This is a genomic window from Arthrobacter sp. fls2-241-R2A-172 (genome assembly GCF_030208885.1).
GTDB lineage: Bacteria > Actinomycetota > Actinomycetes > Actinomycetales > Micrococcaceae > Arthrobacter.
Genome location: NZ_JARVTB010000001.1, coordinates 462,096 through 478,862, shown reverse-complemented (window position 1 = coordinate 478,862; position 16,767 = coordinate 462,096). Strand labels below are relative to the sequence as shown.

At 63.7% G+C, this 16,767-nt stretch carries 9 protein-coding genes and 1 tRNA gene; 3 read left to right on the top strand and 7 right to left on the bottom strand.

The genetic code is table 11. The annotated features are described in order from the left end of the window. Positions 1-6: 6 nt before the first annotated feature. From QRM57_RS02265 to QRM57_RS02255, 3 genes are read right to left on the bottom strand one after another with little or no spacing between them, the layout of a single operon-like run. Positions 7-996: a glycosyltransferase family 4 protein gene (locus tag QRM57_RS02265; RefSeq protein WP_284985415.1), complete on the bottom strand. Its 990-nt coding sequence runs from the start codon at positions 994-996 to the stop codon at positions 7-9. Continuing rightward, positions 997-1,395 (bottom strand): 6-pyruvoyl trahydropterin synthase family protein, encoded by a 399-nt coding sequence (locus QRM57_RS02260; RefSeq protein WP_211711465.1) that lies wholly within the window; start codon positions 1,393-1,395, stop codon positions 997-999. A gap of 3 nt (positions 1,396-1,398) precedes the next feature. Continuing rightward, on the bottom strand, positions 1,399-2,412 hold the full coding sequence (locus tag QRM57_RS02255) for a zinc-dependent alcohol dehydrogenase (RefSeq protein WP_284985414.1): 1,014 nt from the start codon (positions 2,410-2,412) through the stop codon (positions 1,399-1,401). Between the two features lie 114 nt (positions 2,413-2,526). Between QRM57_RS02255 and QRM57_RS02250 the strand changes: the two genes are divergently transcribed. Continuing rightward, positions 2,527-2,616 (top strand) — tRNA-Ser (locus tag QRM57_RS02250). A 1,341-nt stretch (positions 2,617-3,957) separates the two neighbouring features. Here QRM57_RS02250 and QRM57_RS02245 read toward each other — a convergent pair. From QRM57_RS02245 to QRM57_RS02230, 4 genes are all read right to left on the bottom strand, one after another. Next, complete coding sequence (locus tag QRM57_RS02245) at positions 3,958-4,518, bottom strand: DUF805 domain-containing protein (RefSeq protein WP_284985413.1); 561 nt, start codon at positions 4,516-4,518, stop codon at positions 3,958-3,960. Positions 4,519-5,440: 922 nt separating this feature from the next. Further along, a complete protein-coding gene (locus QRM57_RS02240) occupies positions 5,441-6,175 on the bottom strand; it encodes a hypothetical protein (RefSeq protein WP_284985411.1) in 735 nt (244 codons plus the stop codon). A gap of 76 nt (positions 6,176-6,251) precedes the next feature. After that, positions 6,252-11,888: a DUF6531 domain-containing protein gene (locus QRM57_RS02235; protein ID WP_284985410.1), complete on the bottom strand. Its 5,637-nt coding sequence runs from the start codon at positions 11,886-11,888 to the stop codon at positions 6,252-6,254. A 149-nt stretch (positions 11,889-12,037) separates the two neighbouring features. After that, positions 12,038-12,319: a hypothetical protein gene (locus tag QRM57_RS02230; RefSeq protein WP_026547649.1), complete on the bottom strand. Its 282-nt coding sequence runs from the start codon at positions 12,317-12,319 to the stop codon at positions 12,038-12,040. A 233-nt stretch (positions 12,320-12,552) separates the two neighbouring features. On the opposite strand from QRM57_RS02230, the gene QRM57_RS02225 reads away from it, so the two are divergent. Further along, positions 12,553-15,414: a hypothetical protein gene (locus QRM57_RS02225; protein ID WP_284985409.1), complete on the top strand. Its 2,862-nt coding sequence runs from the start codon at positions 12,553-12,555 to the stop codon at positions 15,412-15,414. Beyond that, positions 15,411-16,754, top strand: a complete 1,344-nt coding sequence (locus QRM57_RS02220) for a type 1 periplasmic-binding domain-containing protein (RefSeq protein WP_284985408.1) — start codon at positions 15,411-15,413, stop codon at positions 16,752-16,754. The genes QRM57_RS02225 and QRM57_RS02220 overlap by 4 nt, the downstream gene beginning before the upstream one ends. Positions 16,755-16,767 lie beyond the last annotated feature (13 nt).

Sequence of the window (16,767 nt, the reverse complement as noted above, 5' to 3'; positions counted from 1 at the left end):
CCGCTGCTACGTGATGGCTTTTAGGACCGTCGCGGCAGTGGCGTCCCAGCTCTGCAGGCTGTCACGGGCTGAGATGGCTGCTCCGCGCCAGCGCTGCTGAAGGGCGGGGTCGGTCAGCCAGTTCCGGAGAGTCATTGTCAGGTTGTGGGGGTCGCTGAGGTCCAGCGCCGCGCCCGCTCCTGTGTCACCGAGCGCTTCAACTGCCCCGGTCCCCCGCCGGACAATCACCGGGACGCCGTGGGCCAACGATTCGGTCACCACCATGCCGAACGACTCGGACTCCGACAGGAGGACGCTGAGGTCGGCTTCGTGCCACTGGTCCTCAAGTTCCTGTCCCGTCAGCTCGCCGGTCAAGGTGACGCGGTGCTGCAGCCCGTGATGTTCGACGGCGTCCCTCACCTTTGCCGCGTACGCCGGGTCGGCGTCGTGGGAGCCGATCAGGGACGCGGTCCATTCCAGGTCTTGCAACTGGCTGAGGGCCTCGACCAAGAGCGTTTGGCTCTTGTTGGGAAGCAATGCGGCCACCGAGACGATGCGCTTCGGTACGGATCCGGCACTGGCACCGGCCGATGCTGTGCCCGGCCTCGCCACCACCGCATCCAGTACCCCGTGCTTGGCCACCAATTCCGCGACTGAATGGGCGCTCGGGCAGATGATCCCCGTGGCGGCAGCCATTGCCTTGGCCTCAAGGTCATCGTGGTCCGCCAAAGCCATGTGGGACAGGATCCAGACCCTGGTTCCATCACCCACTGCGCGTGCAACCTCATCCGGGGCCCCACTCGCCACAAGGCCGTCGGCAATAACCGTTGTACCGCCGTCGAGCGCTTCCGCGAACCGCTGCCTGTCCGCTGGGCTGCCAACCGGCCAATCGCCGTCGACCGTTACAGTCTCAACGTCCGCGCCCAAGGCGGTCAGGTGCTCCGCCAGTTTGGCGTTGTACTTGTTGCCGCCGGAGCCGTGGCGGACGTTCCCCGGGACCAGGAAGCGGACGTGCATCTACTTGGCCGGGAGCTCCAGCGAATAGCCGGCCCAAGCGTCCGGGTTTTCGCGGAGGACGACGTCGATGCCGCTGAGCGCGGGGCCGTCTTCTGTGTCCTGGATGCGGGCGGCCATGGCGTCGGCGATGTGCTTGGCGAGTGCCTCGGTGGTGGAGAGCTTGCCCTTGAAAGCCGGGTGCTCGTCGAGGTTCTTGTAGTTCAGGTCCGCCAGGATTTCTTCCAGGATGCCGCCGGCGGCACCGATGTCCAGAACGATCGCGTCGTCGTTGAGGTCCGGGCGGCGGAAGCTGACTTCGGCAACGAACGTGGCCCCGTGGAGACCTTGCGCGGGGCCGAAGGCTTCGCGGGGAAGGCTGTGGGCGACCATGAAGTGGCGTCGGACGGTCAGGCTGAACATGTATTAATCCTCCGGGTTGGGGTATGCGACCACATGGCAGAAGCCGCCGGGCTGTTCGAATAGTTTGGCGAGAGTGGCGGGCAGGTTCCGGAACTGGCATTCGCTGGTCAGGAACGTGTCGAACAGCGGATCTTTCAACTGGTTCGCCGCTTCCTGCAGGCGCTGTGCGTTGGTTCGCCGGTGCCTTCTTGGGAGGGCCACGGCGCCGACCTGGCTGGAGCGGATGTTGAGCCGGCGGGCGTGAAAGTCCTCGCCGAGCGGGAGGGTGACTTCCTTGTCCGCGAACCAGGAGAGTTCGATGACGTCCGAGTCGTCGCCGGCCAGTTGGAGGCTCAGCTTGAGGCCTTCGTTGGACGCGGAGCAGTGGAAGACGATGTCGTTGTCGTCTTTCGCGTTGGCGGGAAGGGCAAAATCGATGCCGAGTGTTTGCGCGAGTTTTTGCTTCTTCGGGTCCGCGTCAACCATTTGCAGGCGACCGAGCGGGTACTTCCGCAGGAGCGTCGCCAGGACGCCGCCCACCAAACCACCACCGACGACGGCGACCCGGTCACCCAGGCGCGGCCCCGCTTCCCAAAGGGCGTTGATGGCGACTTCGACGATGCCTGTGAGAACGGCACGCTTGGCCGGGACATCCTCAGGAATGACGGTGAGGTTGCTGGTAGGAACAACGTAGAGGTCTTGGTGCGGGTGGAGGCTGAAGACTGTTTTGCCGATCCATTCCTCCGGGCCTTGCTCTACCGTGCCGACGCTCAGGTAGCCGTACTTCACGGGGCCGGGGAAGTCGCCTTCCTGGTGTGGTGCCTGCATCAGGTCAGCCACCCGTTCCGGGACGCGGCCTTCGTGGACCACACGCTCGGTGCCACGGCTTACGCCTGTGTAGAGGGTCCTGACCAGGGCTTCGCCTTCCTGGGGAGCTGCGATCGTTTCGGTGCGCATTTCACCGTCGCCCGTCTTGGTGACCCAATAGGCGTGGGCTTGGAGTCCTGGTTCGTGTTCCTGTTCACGCGAGATAGTCATGATGCTTACGAATCTATCGGTGTGGGGCTGCGGACGGAAGTTGGCGCGTGTTCCCGGGCCCGCGTCCGGGCCGTTTTGGGGAACCGGGCCCAACTCCGGTACCCTATTTCAGTTGGTGACGTGTCCGAGCGGCCGAAGGTGCAACACTCGAAATGTTGTTTGGTGTAAAAGCCAACGTGGGTTCAAATCCCACCGTCACCGCCAATGAGAAAGGCCCTGCTTCCCTTTGTTTATGAGGGAGGCGGGGCCTTTTGCTCTATCGCAGAGAACAGGGCTTCCACCATCCGAAGGCGCTCATGCGTGCGACTTGAGCAAACGAGAGGACCGGTGCTGGAGCGGGACACCGGACGGCAAGGCCGCCAGGGGCGAATCCAGACGGACCACGTCCCGGACAAGTACCTCCCGCGAGAGACCCCCGCTCGCCTGATCACCAGTCAAGGACCCAGAAGGACCCCGCGACTCATGGCCACGGGGTCCTTCTGTTGGCTGCCGCACGCGGTTTGCGCTTGCCATCGCCAGGTGTGATCACCTCCGGACAAGTCGGGCAGGTATTACCGTACTAATCTGTACTCCCGTGCAGTAGGGATACCCTTTCTGAGGTCTTTGGTCACAACCCGCGAAAACCAGCCGAGATCGAAGTCGTATTCACTACCCACGCTGAACGATGACGCGACCGCGTCCTGTGAATCGAAAGTCACGCCACGGGATATATAAATCTTTCCGCAGTTTGATGTCTCGATGAGAACGCCCGCTGCGGAGGCCGATCCTCGGGTCCCTCCTGAACTGGATTTAGCGTCTGCGGAGACTATCTTGCATCGCAGACTCTCCACAGCAATGGAATCAAGTGCCGGCATCATCAAGTAAAGTGCGGTAATTGCCAGAAGTGCGATACCGGGCCACTTCCAAAACCACTTCAATTTTGGTCGGCCGGAGGGATGATTCCGACCGCTGCCCCTCACCATTGCTTCTTTTCCTGTTCTGTGCCGCACCAGTGAACCCGAAGTTATCCCGCCAAGCGGTAGCCTCGCGCTGACGGGATCCCGCTCCCCAGATCCTTCATCACGACGCGCGAGAACCAACCCAGATCAAATTCGAACACGCTGCCTTTTATGAAAAACGACGCAATCTTCTCTTTGTTTTCGAAAGTTACTCCTTGGGACACCGAGATGCTTCCGCAATCAGAAGTCTGCACTAAAACACCGGCAGTAGATGCCGACCCCCTCGAACCGCCTGAACTCGTACGCGGCTCAGCAGAAACCACCTCGCAGCGAATGATTTCTACTGCCATCGATTCCCAAAGTGGAATAAGGAGAACGAAGATACCCGAGAGCAGTACGAAGACTCCGACTATCTACCAGACCCTCTGGAACCTCTGCCCAGGCGCCTTGCCCTCCGAAGGACTATTACTCTTGGACAACGTCTTCCTGTCACACCGGTGCCTGTAACTGGATGGCGCTGGATTAAATGCATCTGACTGTTCCGCAATTGCACCAGAACGCATCGGTCTGGCGCCGTTCACGCAGGGATGAGTATTGCCGTCGCCCGTCATCGGGGGTCGAAGCGCCGGCCTTCCGCCTTGGACGGCATAAGCGCCAGAATCAAAACAGCCAGTCCGCCGACCATCGGAACAAGCCCAACCAACGCAAGCGGACCCGCAAGATTTGCATCATGCAAACGCCGCCAAAGCAACGACAGCTGAGGCACCACAATGGCCAGCCCCAGAACGACGACGAGAATGAAACCTGCCACCATGAGGCCTCCAGTCGGGGCGTTCACAATACCAGGAGCGGCCTCATAGAACACTTCTTTCCCGGTGGCCGGATCGAAACCCATGGATTGCACCTTAGGGTTCTGCTGAGCCCAGGCAGTACTGGCCACGAACCCGATGGTCATCATGAGGTATGGGACCACCATCACCAGGAAAACGAAAAGCTGACTCCACCAGAACTCACTCCGCGAGGCGCGACCAGCGAACTTCGCATACTTGGCAAAGAAGCGCTTCACCGACTTACCAAACGACGCTCCATATAGAGGACCAGCCAGCTCGCCCGAACCTGTAACCTCCGCTACGCCTCCGCCTGCAGAATCAACAGTCTTAATATCCATCTGTCTTCATATCCTTCCCAGAAACTATCTATAGAAACCAACAAACAACTGTCTTCCACATGCAATCGTTCTGCGCCGCTATAATCTCATCCGTAGAAGATAATTTGAATGAGCAGAACAAATAACCACTGGTCAGAAGTGGAAACCTCACGCATCTTTAGAACTGCCCGGGTGCACCGGTTAGGCACGCCTTGACTCGAGCTATCCCAGCATCGCGTTAGTCGTCAAGGCAAGCCTCCCGACCCTCAAACTGATGAGCAGCAGCGTGCTACTCACCTAAAATATCCACTCTCATCCAGCACTATCACGGCTAGAAATGCCTGGAAGGAAATACACACCAGAATGGTAGCCGGGCCCGAAATAGAAACCAGCGCGCGCGCCTGGCCACGAGTAGGATGGGTCGTCAATAGCCGTTCAGAAATCCAAAACATCAGTATACCCAGTGCGCACAATAGTAGAAGCAGGACTGCGGGAATCGATCCGCCGTGATACGCCACTTCAGCACTCAACGGAGCATTCATGAAAACAAATGTAGTAATACCAACGCTCACCAAGACACCAAATAGACACATGATGTCCAGGTAGCTACTTGTCTTTTTCTCCAATGAATGCTTCCTTCCATTAGACCTCCCCGCCGACCCTCCATTTGGCAACTCAAGCCATTTGGAGCCCGGAACACAAGTACGGTCACCAGCTGAGCGCTAACGCTCTTCTCCGGCGGTCAGTGTCAGTCCGACCAATAGCTCATTGCACGACAAGACCTGCGCCCCGTTCCCGGTTCCGGTCCCGGTTCCGGCGGACTATCGGTTGAGGAGGCCGCGGCGGCACGTAGAATGAAGTGAGCCGTCCGCGTAATCCTTGAGGATGGATCCCACGCAGCTCGCAAGACGCGGCGCGGACTCCGAGTTCGTTTTCCGCCTTTCTAAAGAAAGCGCAGCTCCTGAGCTTGAGGGCCCCCTTCCCACTCCCATCCGGCTAGAGCTTTTGCCCCTTGGGCCTCGAAGAATCCATCGAGAGCTTGTTCTGCCACCGACGTGGGGACGTTGACGCTCCGGGGCACCCATCCAACCAAGCCCTGCCTGTCCAAGGCCACAGGGATTTCTCCGTTCTGGTGGGGCACACGGGTCAGTACACGCATGGTTGATACATCACGTTCGTCGTCAATTACGTGGACAACATATCCTTCGCTGGCGTCACCCCAGGCCTCGAAGCGCCGGTGGCCCAGAATAACGAGGAATCGACCATCACTAAGACTCTTCCATTCTCCCAGGCGTGCAAGCGCGCTCCTCTTGGCAGCGTTCACATCGGAGATGGACTCGCCCGCAACAATCCACGTGGTCGGCGAAAATTTTTCCCTCATGCCTGCACGCAGGAACGCGATCTCCCTGCCCATCGAGTACCCGATAGCCATCACAGGAACACTTACCAGAGCAAGACCCCGCCACGGATCAGGCATCGCGAGCAGAAGTCCCATAGCCAGCGCAATGAGTACATATATAGCCCACCCCGGACCTCTGGCCCCAGTGAAGATCCCCACCCCGCCACTCAACAACAAGCCCAGTGCCACTACCAAAGCCGACGCTGTCACGTTGTGGCCGGGCCAGTATCCGAACAACAAAACCAACAAAAGCACCAGTAGGACAGCGGGGATCGACATCCTCAACCAAAATTCACGGGGCCCCCCAGCACCACGCACTTGAGCAGACTCTCCGTTGTTCATAGAACTCCGTCACCTAATTTCCCGTAACCACAAACTTGCCTATATCCAGCCCAGATCCTGTTGTAGCGCCAAATAATGATGAACGAACAAGCGCGAGGGAGTTCGGTCCGCCGCTCATCAGCCCGGTAACAGTACTGACGTTCGTCCGCGCTGCTTGTTGGAGTGTACTGGAGACCGAGGGCCCGCCTGGCAGATGAGTCAGAGCTCCGCCGGTGAGGCCGGACCAGCCGACGTCTCCCCAACTCACCGATTCCCCGGAAATGAACTTGTCGGTGACCGTACCAGCGATCGCGCCTCCGCTTCCGAGGAGTGTAGTGGCCCCGGCGGCTTGAAGAGTCGGCCTCGCGCCAGCGGCAGTCAGAGTGTAGGCGCCGTAGCCACCTGCACGCGCCAGCGTTCCACCGGCCGGCCCTGCCAAGCCTCCCACGGCACCGCTAATGGTCCCTCCGACAACAGACCCGGCTAAACCCCTCCAGCTGTCGACTCGACCACCGTGTTTGATGAGATAGGTAGCCCCGCCTCCAACAGCACCGGCGGCACCATTGACACCAGCATTCACGGCAACATAACTTCCCAGCCTGGAAACAGAGGAAGCCGTGGCAGCGGCTGCTCGTCCGGCAGCCAGTGCTCCACCGCCCAGCAAGCCGACGGCCCCCATAGCAGCCGATTGGGCCCAGTTGACCTGGCCGGTGGTTGCTTTTTGGATGACGACGTCGGCGCCAAAGCTCATCAATCCCATGCCCGCGACTTGTCCGCCGGGGACGAACATCAACACGGCCCCACCCACCACAGCGGCACCGCCGACCACGTATTCCCAGTTATCTTTCCACCAGTCTCCTGCTGCGGCGAGGGCGCCGCGGGAGGAGCCGTCGTAGGCTTTCAGGTCCGCGTCGGTCAGGGGTCGCAGGCCGGTGGGGTCGGTGGTGTTGAGGGGGTTGTTTCCGGCGTAGGCGTAGGGGTTCCCGTCCCAGCCGGCGCCGAGGACGGGGGCGAGGGGGTCGGTGGAGAGGAATCCCCGGGTGGCCGGGTCATAGGCGCGGGCGCCGAGCCATTCCAGTCCGGCGATGCCGATCCCGCCACCGGCGGTCAGGGCGATCCCGGCGGGCAACACACCACCCAACCCGGCGCCAACACCGGCCGCAGCCGGCCCGGCACCGTTTGTTGCCGGGCTACCGGGGCTGGGTGTTGTGGGGGTGCCGAGGACGGCCCAGGGGTCGTGCTGGTCGGTGGGGCGGGCGGCACGCCACCCGGGCGCGGTGAAAGCGTCACCGATGCCGGTGACACCGCCGGGCAGGGACAACACCTGGGTCGTCTCTATACCGGCGAGGGTCGGGACGGGCGCTGCGGTGTCCCACCACAACGGTGTGCCGTCCACGGCGGCGAGTTCACCGAGCGCGTCCACGTGCAACCGGTGCCGGGATACCACGGCCCCGTCACGGTTCTTTTCGAGGGTGCCGGTGAGGTAGCCGGTGGGACCCCAGGCGTATTCGGTCCAGGACCCGTCCGGCCCGATCACCCTGACCCGGCGCCCCAACCCGTCATACACGTACTCGGTGACAGAACCGTCAGGTTCCGTCACCGCAAGAAGCTGGCCCGCAGCGTCGTAGGTGTAGGTGCGGGCCCCGGCGGGGGTGGTTTCGCGGAGCAGCCGGCCCCCGGCGTCGTACTCCCACCCCACCGAACCCGACACCGCATCCGACACCGCAGAAGTGGTTCCTGTTTCGGCGGTGGTGAGTTGCCCGGCGGTGTCGTACCCGTACCGGGTAGTGGCCCCGCCCCGGGACAGGGCAGTGATCCTGCCGCCGTCCTCACGCCCGATCAGGGTCACATCAGCAGACCCCGGGTCATCGGCGTGGGCGCGGGTGTGCTCGACCAGTGCCCCGTCCCGGTACACCCACGACTGCGCGTACTTCCCGGCGGTCGCCGAAACGATGCGCCCGGAGGCATCGTGGGTGAAGGTGGCATCCCCGAGCAACGGATTCGACACGGCCGTGACCCTCCCGGCGCGGTCGCGGGTATAGCGGGTGGTCCCGGCACCGGTGGTGAAACCGGTCCGGTTCCCGTCCCCGTCATACTCCCACGACAAGACCTGCGCCCCACCCCCGGCCCCGTTCCCGGTGGTGCGGCGGGTGAGGAGGCCGCGGCGGTCGAAGCACAGTTCGTGTTCGACCGCGTACCCGGCCCCGCCCGTATGGTCGGTGATGAGAATTCTGCGGGCGGGAAGGTCGCGGGTGATGGCTGTGACCAGGGCCCCGTCCACCGAGGTGGTCGCTTCCCGCCCGGCAGCATCGTAGGTCCAGGTGGTCGTGTGCCCGTCCGGGTCCGTCTGCGACAGCTGCCGGCCCGCCGGGTCATACGTCGCGGTCGTGACCCGCCCCAGCGGGTCCGTGACCGTCTCGACCTGGTCCGTGGCCGTGTAGGTCCGGGTGGTCACCCCACCCACGGGGTCGGTGATGCGGGTGAGGCGGCCGCGGGTGTCGTACTCGAACCGGGTCCTGCCACCCACCCCGTTCGTCGTGGACACTAACTCCCCGGCGAGGTTGTATTCGAAGCGGCGGGTCCCGTACCAGGAATCCTGGGCGAAACTCAGCCGCCCGCACCGGTCATACCCATACCGGGCCGTCCCCTCCCCCGGAGTATGCCTCGCGGTCAACCGCCCACACGCGTCGTAGGCGAAAGTTTCGACCTCACCGCTCGGCAGTCTCCTCGCCCTGAGCCGCTGATCGGGGTCGTAGGACAGTTCCGTGACCGCCCCGACCGGGTCAACACTGCGGAACGGCCGGCCGCAGGAGTCGTACTCGTACCGGGTCACGGCCCCGGTCGGGGAGGTGATCGAGGTGATCTTCCCGGCCGCGTCACGGCCCAGGACCGTCAACCCGCCCTCACCATCAACCAACTCGACCGGGTTCCCCGCCGCGTCATAGGACACCAGCTCCGCGGACCCGTCCACGGACTCAACCCGGGTGGGGCGGCCGTACTCATCAAAACTGAAGGTATTGGTGGTGAAGGCGTCGGTCAGGGACGCGGTCCCATTCCCCCGGTCGGTGACCGCCCCGGTCCGGACCCCGGTCGGATCGACCACAGCGGTCAGCGCACCGACCGTGTCGTACTCCCGCACCCAGTCATGCCCGGCAGGGTCCGTGACCGAGACGAGCCGGGAAAGGTTGTCGTGGGTGAACCCCCACCGACCCCCGTCCGGCAACACCGCGGCCGTGAGGTTCCCCAGCTCATCAAACACCCGCTCCACAACCCGGCCGAGCGGGTCCGTGGTGCTCACCAGTTCACCGTTCGGGGCGTACCCGAACACGGTCCGGCCCCCGTCCGGGGCGATCACCGCGGTAATCCGGCCCGCGGTGTCATGCTCGAAAGACCAAACCGCCCCGTCCGGGTCGACCCGACGCACCAACACCCCCGCAGCGTCATAACTGAACCGGGTCTCCGCCCCCGACGGGCTCACCGCGGTAACCGGACGACCCGCCTGGTCCCGGATGATCCGGGCCACATCGCCGGCGGCGTTGCGGGTCGCGGTCAGGTCCCCGAAGTCGTCGTATTCGAACCCGATCGTGACCCCGGCCGGGTCCGTGACCTGGGTCAGGAGCCCGTCCCGCCACTGAAGCTTGGTCCGGCCACCCAACGGGTCCACCACCACCGACGGGTCCCGGGACAGCTCATCAGCGTACTCGTACGTCACGGTCGCACCGGACGCGGTCACCAAGGTCGTCAGGCGGTCCTGGTCGTCCCACCCGTATGTCAGGTCCGCGCCTTCCGGGGTCACCGTGCGGGTCTTCCGGCCCCGTGCGTCATACCCGTGGACCGTGACCGCACCATCACGCTCCGTCAAGGACACCAGATTCGAGTGCGCGTCGTAGGACATGGACTGGCGCCGGTCCTCCGCATCCAGGACCCCCACCAGGCGGCCCTTGGAATCAGCAACCCAGGAATTGGACCGGGACCCGTCCTCATCGGAGACCACCGTGACCCGGCCCGGCAAATACGCGAACCGCGTCCGCCGCCCATGCTGTGTGAGCTGCATGATGACCCGGCCGTGCTTGTCATACGTGTTCTCGGCCTCCACCACACCCGCAGCAGAAACCACCGAGGAGATCAGACCAGCCTCGTTCCACTCATACGTGCGCGTGCCGGCCTCCGTGCCCACACTGATGAGCCGGCCCTCGGCGTCGTACCCGTACTGCACCCGGCGCCCATCCGAGGAACGCACCACACCAACCACACCGTCGACGTAATCAAACTCCACGAACCGGCCCCGCACATGCACCAACCGGACAACCACCCCCGCACCACCATCGAGACCGTCACTGCGGTGGGCGGAGATGGTCCGGCCGGGTCCTGACCCGGTCCCGAGCCACACCCCGCCGGTCGTGTAAGCCCACCAGGTGCCCTGGTTATCGGTCACGACCAACACCTCGGACACCCCCGCAGGGATGGAGGTCAGCTCCGTCAGGCGCGGCGCGCCGGCCGGTTCCCGGGTCAACCAGTAGTTCTCCCCGACCGCGCGGGCCCAGCCGGTCCCCTCGCGGGGGAAGTCCACCGCCCGGCCGTCGGCCATCACCCACCGGCACCGTTCATCAGAGAAGACCAGGTGCTGGTCCAGCACCGACACCCAACCCGGACCAAACACCCCCGGGGTCTCCAGGCCGGAGCCCAGGGAGTTATACATCCGGGTCACCGCCAGGTCAGCTCCCGCACCGGCGAACCCCAAATCGGTTTCGGGTTCAATGAAGTTCCCCGTGGCCGTGTTCACCGGATCATTCGCATACCCGCTCGTGGGCATCGCCCCGGCCGCCGTGGGCGGATCAATGACCAACCCGGCCCGGGTCCCGGACACCCCCGCCGCGGCCAACGCCTCACCCACCGCAGCATCCGACAGGGTCGAAACAGCGCCCTCGCTGCCGGCAGCAGCGAACGCATCCGCGACCACCACCGCCCACGCCGCGTCCGCCTCATTCAACCGCAAATACTGCCGGAACGCCGCGACCACACCAGCCGCCTCGATCCGGCCCCAGGAACACTGCCCCGCGAACGAAGACAACTCCCCCTCCAAAGACCCCGGAACCGACGCCACACCCTCATCCAGGCCCCGCGAGCCAGCCGCGAACGAACGCAACGACTCCGGACGCGCCGAGGACACCCCACCCCCGAACCCGCCCCCCGGACCAGGAGTGTCCCGGGACCCCGGCACCGGAGACGGAGAAGGGAACGACGGCGCACTGCCCGGCTCCATATTCGGACGGGCCTCCTCACCCCACAGACTGTCCCCGAACTGCTCAAGCCAATTCCGGTTGTTATGCCGCCGCACCCACTCGTTATTCCGCCGCCGCCGGTCATCCTCGTCCCGCGCCGCCGAAATCATCGTCCCCACATACCCGGCCACCGTCCGCAACGCCGCCGCCAAAGACTCCGCGTCCCGGGCAGCGGTGGCCGCGTTCGCGGCAAACACCTCCGAGAAATGCCCCCGGAAATCCTCCCCCGCCCCCGACACCAACGGCCCCCGCGACCCCGAAAGCTCCAAAACCCGCGACGCCGCAGACTCAAAAGCACCCTTCACCGACTCAGCAACCCCATACACAAACCGGCCACCATGGCCAGCATCGGAATCCGGCAACAACGGCATCTCAACGAACTCGGTCACAACCACAGCCCCCCACAGAACAAGAACGCGAACACAACCAACAAACCACCAAAACCAGCACAACCACACAGCGCAGCGGCCAGGTGACCGTGCCGCACCCTCAGCGCAGCACGATCACCCGGCCCCCACACTCACACCAACAAGAACAGCTACGCCCCGCCACCAGCAGAGAAAATATCCTGCGAAATCTTCTGCAACTGACCCCGCAACTGCTCCAACTCCTCCTTGGCCTTATCCAACGCAGCCTTCGTCTCCGGCCACGTCGAACCACGGAACTCAGCAGCCAACGGACCATCCCACACATTCGGATCCGACAACACACGACCCTGCGCATCCAACGCCGAAATCTGATCCGTAAAACCACCAGTAATAATCGACTGCACCTGACCAATAGCAGCCTTGGCCTGCTCAGTAGACAACACACGCGACATAGAACTTTCCTCCCAATAAGAACAATCGCTTCACAACCAGACCCAAAGCCCGGTAACAGACGCCACCAAACTACCAACACCACCCAATAAATCCAACAACCAGACAAACAACCTGTGGAAAAGAACAGGGCTGCGTAACCTGCAGTGATGCCCAGGGACGCCGATTAGTCCATTCGTCAGCGCAACCCCGTATGATACTCAAGGCACCGTGAACGGAATGAGGGGGACGATCCATGCCCAGGCAGGCTAGTTTTAACCAGTACAACCCGGGGCGTCGCATCCCTCCGGGTCGCGCTCTTGGCATCGCATTGGTTGCCCTCGGAATGATCGCGACGACGTCATGCACCCCGACGCCCAAGCCCGAGCCGGTAGAGAACCCCGTCAAGCTCCTCCAGAGCGTCCGCGTAGGCCTGTCCTCGGCCGCCGGAGTGCACACGGTAGAAGGCACCACCATCTCGGTCTCTGCGACGGGGGAATCCTCCGCGGAGAACGCCACTTATGACGCCGCCCAAGTAGTGGGCGAACTGCCGGTCCGTGTGAGCCTGCAATACCGCGCCGGAGAGAAGTCGGGCTCCGACCTCGCCGAGCTCAAGGGCCACACCGGTCCGGTGGAGATCAATCTGACGCTCGAGAACCTCACCGTGAAGCCACAGACCATCCAGTACGACGCCGCAGGCCAGGCCCGTTCCGACACCGCCCTGGTGGGCGCGCCACTGACCGTCGCCGCATCGACGAAACTGCCGGGCCTCCGGGCGGATGACGTCACTCCGGGCTCTGCCGATGGCGCCACCGGGACCAACGGTGTCCTGAGCAGCACCGAGGATGGCGCCACCGTCGTCCAATGGGCCACCGTGCTCGCTCCCCCACGCTCCGGTGCCAGCACCACGCTGCGTCTCGCCGCGGACGTGAAAGACTTCCAGGTTCCCGAAATCGATGTGGCCGTGCAGCCGGGCCTGAACACGGACCTCAGTGCCAACGGAGTACTTGCCAGCGCGTTTTCCTCGGGCTCGGGTTCGGAGATGGAACTTCAACGGCGCACCATCTCGGTGGTATCGGACGTCAACACGGTCCTGGCGAAGGCCGGATCCACCATCACCGAGGTCCGTCGCAACCTGCAGGCAACGTCCCAAACCCTCGGAGCCAAGACAGCGGGCGAGCTCCGCGATAACTCACAGGCCCTGGCCGGGACAATGAAGGACCTGAAGCAGCAACTGAAGGTTCTGGGATCGGACCTTGAGGCATCAACAAACGCCACCCAGTCCACCACCATGTCCCAGCTGAAGCTGACGGTCTCTGCCGTGGACGCGATGCTTGGCGACACCTCCTCCACACCCCCGGTAGCTCCCATCACCGGTGACGGTTGCACCGCCGAAGTGGCCAAAGCGGCGCCCGCGGCCACGGTGTACTCCAGCGTCCTCACCATGTCTTCACAACTGGATGCCTACGCGAAAGTCAGCGCAAGTTGCCGGGACACCGTAGCCAGCGCCCTCAAAGCCACCATGGGTCCCGAAAACCCGAGCCAGGCCGAGTGCGCAGCACAGGGTTCCATGACGTGTTCACTCTACGGTTCGGCTGTGACTGTAACCGGTGCTCTTCTGGGCTTGGTGCAGAAGGGCGACGAACTGGTTTCCGGCCTTCAGCCGCAGGTCATTGAAGGCGCGATCAAAGACCAGGCGAGTTCCGCCGTCGCACTTGAAAAGGTGCGCGCCGACCTCGGTGCGATGCTTGACGGCTCCGGGACGTCCCAGGATTACAGCAAGGCACTCGCGGCGCTGGAGGCGGCGATCAAGTCGTCCACTGACTCTGCAACCGCGACCCGTAAAGCTGCCACAGCGGCCCAAAACAGCGTTGATACCCTCAGGCAAAAATTGCTCGCCATCGCCACGCGTGCCAAGACGGCCAAGGGCGAATTGGGCCAGGGATCGTGGCTGAACGGCTCCATGCTCCAGCAGAACCAGAAACTGGCTGATGAACTCTGCAAGCTGTCTGACAGCGGCCTCATCCCCGGCAAGGGCAAGCTCTCTGCCAAGGACGTTGAGCGCCTGCGCTCCTACCTGACTTCGGTTCCCTGCGAACCGACCGATGCAAACGGCAATCCTTCACCCCAGCTGAACACGCCCCCGGGCTTCAAGGAACCCCTTGACGTCCGGCTGGAGGGCCAGTCAGCTGCCTGGGACGAAGTCCTTGCAGCCACCGATACCACCGCTGCTGACCAGGCGATTGGCCAGGCATTCACAGCCCTGGGGACCACTTTTGACGATGCCGATTCCAAGCTCGAAGCGGTTAAGTCAGCAGTCAAAACGCTCGACGGCGCCGCAACCGGAAGCGTCAACGGCACCAAAAAGGGACTTGAGTCCCTGGACGCTGCCCTCGCCAAAGCGATCGACTCCTCCGGCTCCGTGACAACGGCGCTTGCGAAGTTGAAAGAGCAGCAGGACATGCTCGGCGACAAAATCAAAGAGTCACTCCGCGACGTTTCGGCTGAAACCGCCGCAGAGGTCTACAAAACCGTGGGCGAACAGGTGCGCCAGGTTGCTGAAATCGGGGACGCCAGCTCCGAGGCCGTCACGACCGCGTTCAACCGGTCCATTTCAGGGCTGAAGACCACCTCGGATGACGTTGTGCAGGATGCCGAGGGAACCGTCAACAAGCAGCGGGACGAGTTGTTGGGACAGAGCGGTGAACTCGCGGCCGCAGTGTCCAAGAGCACCCAGGCTTCCTTGGACAACATCGCCTCCAGCACCGCAGGCTCCACCCGCGACGTTGAAGGCGCCAGCGCCCTTCTGGCCTCCAGCCTCAACAAAGTGATGCTGGATCTTGGCGACCGCTCCGTGAACGGATCAGGTTTGCTCGGCTCCATGGCCACCAGCGCGGCGAAAGCGGACACCGCCGACTTCCAGTTGGCCTTGGCCTCCCAAAACGCAGAAGGCTACGCCAACATCCGTTCACGCGATGTCGCGGGCCTCCTGCTTCGGCAGGCACAGTTCAAAGCCTCTCTCACTGCCATGGACGAACTGCCACCGTTCAAACTCGAGGTTCCCGAAGGTGCGACCTCCCAGACCCTGTACACACTGAAGATCGGCGGCGCGGCATGAGCCCCCGGAACCGTCTCCTCGCCCTGATCGCTGCGGGAGTCGCCGTCGTGGTTGCTGCCGCCGTGGTCCTGACCCTGACGCTGAACCGCCCGGCGGAGGCGCCGCGGCCCGATCCTGTTGCCGCCACGGTTCCCGTGGCGCTGAAGGCTGACGGCCTGCCGTCAGACTTTTCGATCGGCGTCGTCATGACCTTCGGTCAGTCCGGCGAGCCCGGCACCGAATATAACCGCGCAGCACAGGGCGCGGTGGTTGCAGCTCAGCGTTTCGGCCAGAGTGGCGCGAAAGTCGCCCTCCCAACCCAGAATGACCGCGGCACGGAGGACGGCGCCCGCGCCGCCGTCGCGGCTTTGGCGGATCAGGGAGTATCCGGCGTCGTCGTGGCGGGCACAGGTCCGCAGGCCGTTGCGGCTGCAAAAGCGGCCGAGGAGCGGGGTGTCCCGGTGATCCTGCCGTACGCACAGCCGTCCGAACCGGGACAAACAACCTGGACCACCGCGCCGACAGCAGCCTCGGTGGAGGGCGCCCTCCAAAAAGCCCTGAACGGCAAGAACCGGGTGTTGTTGGTCAACGACGGCGGACCGGCCCCCGCGTCCGTCGCTGTCGCCGACACACTGGCACTTGAGGGCTTCCCCGACGTGGCTGGCCTGGCCCGGGAAGCGGCGATCCGTACAGGCGACCAGCTCCGTCCGCCGTCGAAAGATGCGCCGGCCGGCGCCGAAGGCATCCGGACAGCCAACCCGGCGGACGCCGTCGTGGTGTCAGCGGCAACGCCACAGCGTTTGGCGAAGCTGGTCCAAGCCCTGCAGTCACGTGATGTGTCAGTGCCGCTGGTGCTTCCCGACGGCGCCACCAGCCCCGCGTTCGCGTCCTCGCTTTCCGAGCTGGACGGCACAGCTTCCGGTCAGTTGATCAGTATTGCTGCAGCGACGGGCGATGCAATCGCACTCCAGCAGGACGCGCAGGGACGCGGAATGTCCGCTTTCCTTTCCGGCATCAGGTTGGCCTCAGGGAATCCGGAGATCAAGAACCTGACGGACGACAACCCGTTCTCTGCAGACGCCTGGGCCGCTGATGCGCGCAGCCATGACGCGATCGTGGCCCTGGTCCGGGCAGGTGCACTGGCCGGGAGCAAGGAACCGTCGAAGGTCGCAGCGTCGCTGCGCACCCTGTCCTTCGGTCCCGGGGAAGGCCTTGCCGGACCGGACCTGGACTTCACGCGATCGCAGGCGCTGGCCGCTGAAGCAACTCCGGTCTACGCCTCTCCCCAGGATCTGGGTCTTCGTCCGGCGGACGAGAAGGCGCCGCGGCTCGTCTGGGTACCGGCACCAGCCAACCCTTAACCAACCACTACAG